Annotated in this window: 5 protein-coding genes and 2 pseudogenes; 3 read left to right on the forward strand and 4 right to left on the reverse strand. The window is 60.5% G+C overall.

The features are described from left to right. Position 1: 1 nt before the first annotated feature. From PY649_RS17810 to PY649_RS17820, 3 genes are all read right to left on the reverse strand, one after another. The gene (locus tag PY649_RS17810) at positions 2–1,213 is read right to left on the reverse strand and encodes an adenylate/guanylate cyclase domain-containing protein (RefSeq protein WP_285869922.1); all 1,212 of its coding nucleotides are present in this window, start codon (positions 1,211–1,213) and stop codon (positions 2–4) included. Between the two features lie 159 nt (positions 1,214–1,372). Further along, positions 1,373–2,275 carry an SDR family oxidoreductase gene (locus PY649_RS17815; protein WP_285869923.1) on the reverse strand — a complete coding sequence of 301 codons (903 nt, stop codon included), beginning with the start codon at positions 2,273–2,275 and terminating at the stop codon, positions 1,373–1,375. A 104-nt stretch (positions 2,276–2,379) separates the two neighbouring features. Further along, positions 2,380–3,120 (reverse strand): SDR family oxidoreductase, encoded by a 741-nt coding sequence (locus PY649_RS17820; RefSeq protein WP_285869924.1) that lies wholly within the window; start codon positions 3,118–3,120, stop codon positions 2,380–2,382. Between the two features lie 124 nt (positions 3,121–3,244). Here PY649_RS17820 and PY649_RS17825 point away from each other — a divergent pair. The 3 genes and pseudogenes from PY649_RS17825 to PY649_RS17835 all read left to right on the forward strand — a co-directional run bounded on the left by PY649_RS17825 (position 3,245) and on the right by PY649_RS17835 (position 5,866). Then, positions 3,245–3,823, forward strand: a pseudogene (locus PY649_RS17825) (LysR family transcriptional regulator). A 140-nt stretch (positions 3,824–3,963) separates the two neighbouring features. Further along, the gene (locus PY649_RS17830; RefSeq protein ID WP_285869927.1) at positions 3,964–5,310 is read left to right on the forward strand and encodes an LLM class flavin-dependent oxidoreductase; all 1,347 of its coding nucleotides are present in this window, start codon (positions 3,964–3,966) and stop codon (positions 5,308–5,310) included. 13 nt (positions 5,311–5,323) lie between these two features. Then, positions 5,324–5,866: a carboxymuconolactone decarboxylase family protein gene (locus PY649_RS17835; RefSeq protein WP_285869928.1), complete on the forward strand. Its 543-nt coding sequence runs from the start codon at positions 5,324–5,326 to the stop codon at positions 5,864–5,866. 92 nt (positions 5,867–5,958) lie between these two features. Here PY649_RS17835 and PY649_RS17840 read toward each other — a convergent pair. After that, positions 5,959–6,091: pseudogene (locus PY649_RS17840) on the reverse strand (IS630 family transposase); the annotation flags it as partial.

The following is a 6,091-nucleotide window of genomic DNA, read 5'->3' on the forward strand; positions in this document are numbered from 1 at the left end:
GTCAAGCCGCCGACGACAGCAGGGTGAACAGTTCCTGCGGCCGGTTGACGCCGCGCAACGCGTAGCGGCCGACGGAGACGAGGTCGTTGCTCTGGCTGGATGACAGCGCCTCAACGAAATTCGACGACATCAGGATGTTGCGGTCGGCCGAACGGCACATGGAGGCTATACGGCTAACCTCGTTGACGGCCGGACCGATGACTGTGAAGTCCAAGCGATCCACGCTGCCGATATTGCCATAGAAGACATCGCCGATATGCAGGCCGAGATAGACGTCGGTCACAGGCCTGCCCTCAATCTGCCGTTGGGCATTGAGATCACGCAGCCGCTGGCGCAGCAGCGATTCCGCCATCAGCGCCGCAGCGCAGGCGTCACCCGAATCGCGGGCCTTGAAGATCGCCAGCGTGCCGTCGCCAATCAGTTTCAGCACGTTGCCGCCGGCCTCGTGGATCGAGGAAATCACCGCGTCGGCATAAGCATTCAGCATCGGAATGATTTCGTCCGGCTCGGCCGTGTCGGAAATACGGGTATAATTGGCAAGATCGGAAAACCACAACGCCGCCGAGATACGCTCGGCCTTACCGCGGGTGATCTTGCCCTCGAGAACATGCCGGGCGGCATCTTCGCCCAGATAAACCTCGGCGATGGTTCGGGTAATGCGTCCCATGCCGGTGCATTTGATCGCCAGCGCAAGGGCCGGTGCGAGCTTGCGCAGCACGCGCAGGTCCTCGTCAAGGAAACCCGCTTCGGCAGCGGTGCTGAAATGCGAATAGAAACAGTCCATCTCGCCGATGGTGCCGCCTTCTTCAAATCGGTGCACCATAGCGAGGTAGTCGGTATGACCATCATTTTTCAGCGTATCGAGCCCGAAGAAATCGATTGGGTCGCCAAAACCGATGCGGCGGCGCACCTCGTCCCCGCCGGTCGTCAGCAAATGATAAAAAGAGGAACGCAACCAGTTCTCGGCGGCGATCCCCTGATGCGACGGGCCATATTCGAACTCGCGTTCGATCACCTGGTTGCCGTCCCAGCGGAAAGCACGACCTTCATAGACCGGATGCAGCGTATCCATCAGCGCCATGGCGCGATCGACATTGAGCCCGCGCTGGCGGCATGCGTCGCAGAATCCCGCCAGGATATCGGCTTCCCCCACGCCCTTGAGGCCGCTCTGCATGAGCCAGGAGGCGATTTCGCCAATGTCCTTGTCGTTCATGGATATCTCCGACCCCAGAATAGATTCGCTTTAATACGAAATAGGCGACCTTGGAACGCTGCACAACGCAAATAGGCCAATCGAAAACAAACGATCGCCGCTCCTGTGACACAGAAGCGGCGATTTGAACTTTTGAGATGGTGTGGCACGACGATCGGTTCAACCCTTCACATGCGGCTTCAGCAGATCTTCCAGGCCGATACGCCGGAAAAGTTCGGCGCGAACGCGATCGGCAACGCCGTTGACGATTTCCGCGCCGTCTTCGGACGGATCGATATGGGCGCGGAACGGACGCGTGCCGAAAGGCATGTTGACGACATCGACGATGGCGACGGCTACCGCGGCGGCATCGGCGTCGGCAGGCTCCAGCGAAGCCAGGCCCTTCAGTGCTTGGTCCGGAACGCCTGCATAGGGACCATTGTCATATTCGGCAGCACGCGCCTTGTCGGCGGGCGAGCCGGAATGGGCAAAGTGGTTGGTCCCCTTGGTGAAGGCGCCTGGTACGATGATGGCGGTTTCGATGCCCCAGCGCGTCAGTTCGGAAGCGTATGAGACGGCAAGCGAATCCATGGCGGCCTTGGCGGCGAAATAGGGCGAAAGGTACGGCGGCGTGCCGCCGCGGGTGCTGGAAGACGAAACCCAGACCACCAGGCCCTTGCCCTCCTTGCGAAGATGGGGAAGTGCTGCACGATTGACGCGCTGGGTGCTCAGCACGTTGATATCGTAGAGCTGGGCAAACTGTTCCGGAGTGAAGGCCTCCGCCGGGCCGAACGACATATGACCGGCATTGTGGATGATGACGTCGATATGGCCTTCCTGCTCGATAACCTTGGCGATGCCGGCTTCGACCGAGGCGTCCGAGGCGACGTCGAGTTCGACAGCCTTGAGGTCCACGCCGTTCTCCCTTGCGAAGGCGACGACCTCAGCCACCTGCGGTGCGTTGCGGCCTTCCGTTTCGCGCATGCTGGCGTAAACAGTGTGGCCGGCCTTGGCGAGCGCGCGCGCAGTGAGAGCACCGAAGCCGCTCGATGCACCGGTGATGACGATAACTTGCTTGCTCATGATCGTGTCCTTTTCAAAGTGGCTGTGTTGCGGTCGGATGAAATGCATTCAGGTCGGTATGGGCTGGTGGCGAGGGATATTGCCCCGCCGCCACTTGAAAGGGCTCAGATCATGCCGCCATTGGCACGCAACGTCTGGCCGTTGATCCAGCTGCCGTCGGGGCCCGCGAGAAAGGCGACGGCAGCGGCGATGTCTTCGGGCGTGCCCAGGCGTTCCAGCGGGTTCATCTTGGCCATGCGATCGATTAGCTCGCCGCTCTTGCCGTTGAGGAAGAGGTCGGTGGCCGTCGGGCCCGGAGCGACGGCGTTGACCGTGATCGAGCGGCCGCGCATTTCCTTGGACATGATGCCGGTCAGCGTTTCGACGGCGGCCTTGGTAGCGGCGTAGACGCCATAAGTCTCAAGCTTGAGCCCGACGATGCTGGTGGACAAGTTGATGATCCGGCCGCCGTCGCGCAGGCGCTTGCCGGCTTCGCGCAGGGTATTGAAAGTGCCCTTCAGATTGATGGCCATGTGACGGTCGAAATGGCCGTCGTCGGCATCGGCGATCTTGGCGAGCTGCATGATGCCGGCATTGTTGACCAGGACGTCAACGCCACCAAAAGCGGCTTCGGCTGCATCGAACATGCGGCGCACGGCTTCGGCATCAGAAACATCTGCCTTGGCGGTCAGCGCCTTGCCACCCTTTTCTTCGATCTTGTGTGCCAGCTCCTCGGCCGCGGCTTCGCTGCCTGAGTAATTGATGACGACGGTGAAGCCGTCCTTTGCGAGGCGTTCTGCAATGGCGGCGCCGATACCACGGGACGCACCGGTAACAATAGCTACTTTGTTGGAATTGTTGGTCATTGTCTTCATCCTTCGCTGTGATTGCGCCGCAGCGCGTTTCGATGAGAGGAAGATGCCCCTTTTCATGCGGCGGATAATCAGCCATTACTTGACATCACTATCCGAAATTAGCGAACAACAAAAAATGGACAGATTCGGTGCCCTGCGGGTATTTTCCCGCCTCGTGGAACACTGCAGCTTCACGCTGGCCGCCGAAGACATCGGTCTGCCGCGCTCCACGGTGACGGATGCCCTTAAACAGCTGGAGGCGCGGCTTGGCGTGCGCCTGTTGCAACGAACGACGCGGCATGTCAGCCCGACGCTGGATGGCGAGGGCTATTGCCAGCGCTGTCTGCGCATTCTATCCGATATTGAAGATGCCGAGGGTGCTTTTACCGGGACCAAACCGAAAGGCCTGCTGCGCGTCGATGTGCATGGCACGCTGGCCCCCATTTCGTACTGCCGAACTGCCGTCTTTCCTGGAGACCTATCCGGAGTCGAACTCTACGTGACCGAGAGCCTGGGCCCGATTCAGGTGCCGCGCGAGCGCCCCCTGAAATCCGGCGAACTGGTTCACGTCCTCAAGGACTTTCCGCCAACGAAGACACCCGTCTCGATGCTCTATCCCAGAAGTCGCCAGCTTTCCCCTCGCGTGCGTGTCTTCATCGACTGGCTCGTCAGGGTTTTTGCCCGACAAACAGAGGTGGAAAGCGGCGCTGGATGAATATTCCGTGGAACCGATCAAATAAATGAAATCGGCTCTTTGAATGGGCCGATAACGCTCCTACGTCGAAAGGGATATTCTCGCCGGCGGTTGCCTGTGCATGCCGCCATGAACCAGTGATATCCGAGAGGGATGGACCCGTGAGTGAACAGAAGCAATTGAAGCTTGGGGCCTTCATGCGCCCTGTCAGCCTGCATACCGGCGCGTGGCGCTATCCCGGTTCCTATCCGGATGCGAATTTCAACTTCAAGCACATCAAAAGTTTCGCGCAGGCACTAGAACAGGCGAAATTCGACGCCTTCTTCATGGCGGATCATCTTGCCGTGCTGAACATGCCCATCGAGACGTTGAAGCGCAGCCAGACCGTGACTTCGTTCGAGCCTTTCACACTGCTCTCGGCACTTGCGGCAGTCACCGAAAAGATCGGCCTCGTCGCCACGGCATCCACCACTTTCGACCAGCCGTACCATATCGCCCGCCGTTTCGCCTCTCTCGACCATATCAGCGGCGGTCGCGCCGGCTGGAATATCGTCACCACATCCAATCCGGACGCCGCGCTGAATTTCGGCCTTGAAGAGCATATGGAGCACGGCGAGCGCTATCACCGCGCCCGCGAGTTCTACGATGTCGTTACCGGCCTCTGGGACAGCTTCGCCGACGACGCTTTCCTCCGCGATGCCGAAAGCGGCATCTTCTTCGACCCGGAAAGAATGCATGTGCTTGCCCACAAGGGCGAAGAGTTGAGCGTGCGCGGGCCGCTCAATATTGCTCGCCCGCCGCAGGGTTGGCCGGTCATCGTCCAGGCCGGGCAATCGGATGCCGGACGCCAGCTTGCCGCCGAAACGGCCGAGGCGGTCTTCGCCGCCCCTCGCAATCTCGCAGACGGCAAGGCGGTCTTCGCCGACATCAAGGGCCGGATGAAAGCGATCGGCCGCAACCCGGATCACCTGAAGATCCTTCCCGCCGCCTTCATCGTCGTCGGCGATACCGTTGAGGAGGCGAAGGCCAAACGTGCCAAGCTCGATAGCCTCGTCCATTACGACAGCGCCATCGCCTCCCTGTCGATCGCACTCGGTCATGATGCGTCCAGCTTCGAACCCGACGGTCCACTGCCGGAAATCCCGGAAACCAATGCCAGCAAGAGCGGCAGGGAGCGCGTCATTGCGCTGGCCGAAGCGGAAAAGCTGACGGTGCGCCAGCTTGCCCAGCGCCTCGGCGGCTATGCCGGCCTCGCCTTCGTCGGCACGCCGCAGACGATCGCCGACGAGATGGAGCAATGGCTGCACGAGGAGGGCTCGGACGGCTTCAACGTCGTCTTCCCCTTCCTGCCGCAGGGCCTGCAGGATGTGACCACGCGCGTCGTTCCGGAACTGCAGCGCCGCGGCATTTTCCGGCGCGAATACGAGGGCACGACCTTGCGCGAGCATCTCGGCCTGCCGCGCCCGCAGAACCGCTTTTTCCCACCGGTTTCCGAAGCGGCACAGTGAAAGATAGAAGCCGATGAGCCATATCACGCCGATCGATTACGACACCGCCTCTAACGCCGTCCGCGCCGAACATGATCGCGAAGTACAGCTACGCGGCCGCATGACCAATATGAAGCGGACGCTGCTGCACTCGCCGGTGGCACACCGCATCTATGCCGAATGGTTCACCCTGCGCGAGGAGCTGCGCCCGGCGCTGGACGACCGCGCCGTCTGGCTTTTCTGTCATGCCATTTCGGTGGAAAGCCGCTCGATCATCCCGGTCGGCTTCTTCCGCCGGGCGCTGATCAGCGCCGGCCTGACGCCGGAAACCATCGTACCCACGGAGGACGAGGCGCTGCTGATCGATTTCGGCAAGGCCATCGTCAGGGATTCCAATGCCGTGCCCGAAAAACTGTGGGATCGGTTGAAGGCGCGTTACGACGAACCAACACTCGCCAATCTCGTGGCTTTCGCTGGCATCATGATCGCCACGGCGGTCTACAACAATGTGGTAAAGGTCGATGTCGATCCGGAGCTTGGGCCGTATCTGGAAGGCTTTGAAATGCCGGCGAAGTGAATGTAGCAAAGCACCTCGGTTAGGTTTTGCGAAGAGCCCCTCACGCTAACCCTCTCCCCGCTCGCGGGGAGAGGGAACTACCTTAGAGCGCTTCATGTTTTGTTTGAAGCATATCCAGCATTGACGAGATAATTGGTGCACTCGTCTGGACCGATGGTCTGGACGAGTGAGCCGAGATATCGCCAGGTGTCTTCGATGGTGCGCATTTGCGCTTTTCGCATCCAA

Origin of the sequence: Rhizobium mayense (assembly GCF_030272705.1) — a bacterium.
GTDB lineage: Bacteria > Pseudomonadota > Alphaproteobacteria > Rhizobiales > Rhizobiaceae > Rhizobium > Rhizobium mayense.

Bases quoted from the DNA above. Each gene is read 5' to 3' on its own strand.
- PY649_RS17810 (WP_285869922.1), bottom strand. From the start codon at position 1,213: ATGAACGACAAGGACATTGGCGAAATCGCCTCCTGGCTCATGCAGAGC.
- PY649_RS17815 (WP_285869923.1), bottom strand. From the start codon at position 2,275: ATGAGCAAGCAAGTTATCGTCATCACCGGTGCATCGAGCGGCTTCGGT.
- PY649_RS17820 (WP_285869924.1), bottom strand. From the start codon at position 3,120: ATGACCAACAATTCCAACAAAGTAGCTATTGTTACCGGTGCGTCCCGT.
- PY649_RS17835 (WP_285869928.1), top strand. From the start codon at position 5,324: ATGAGCCATATCACGCCGATCGATTACGACACCGCCTCTAACGCCGTC.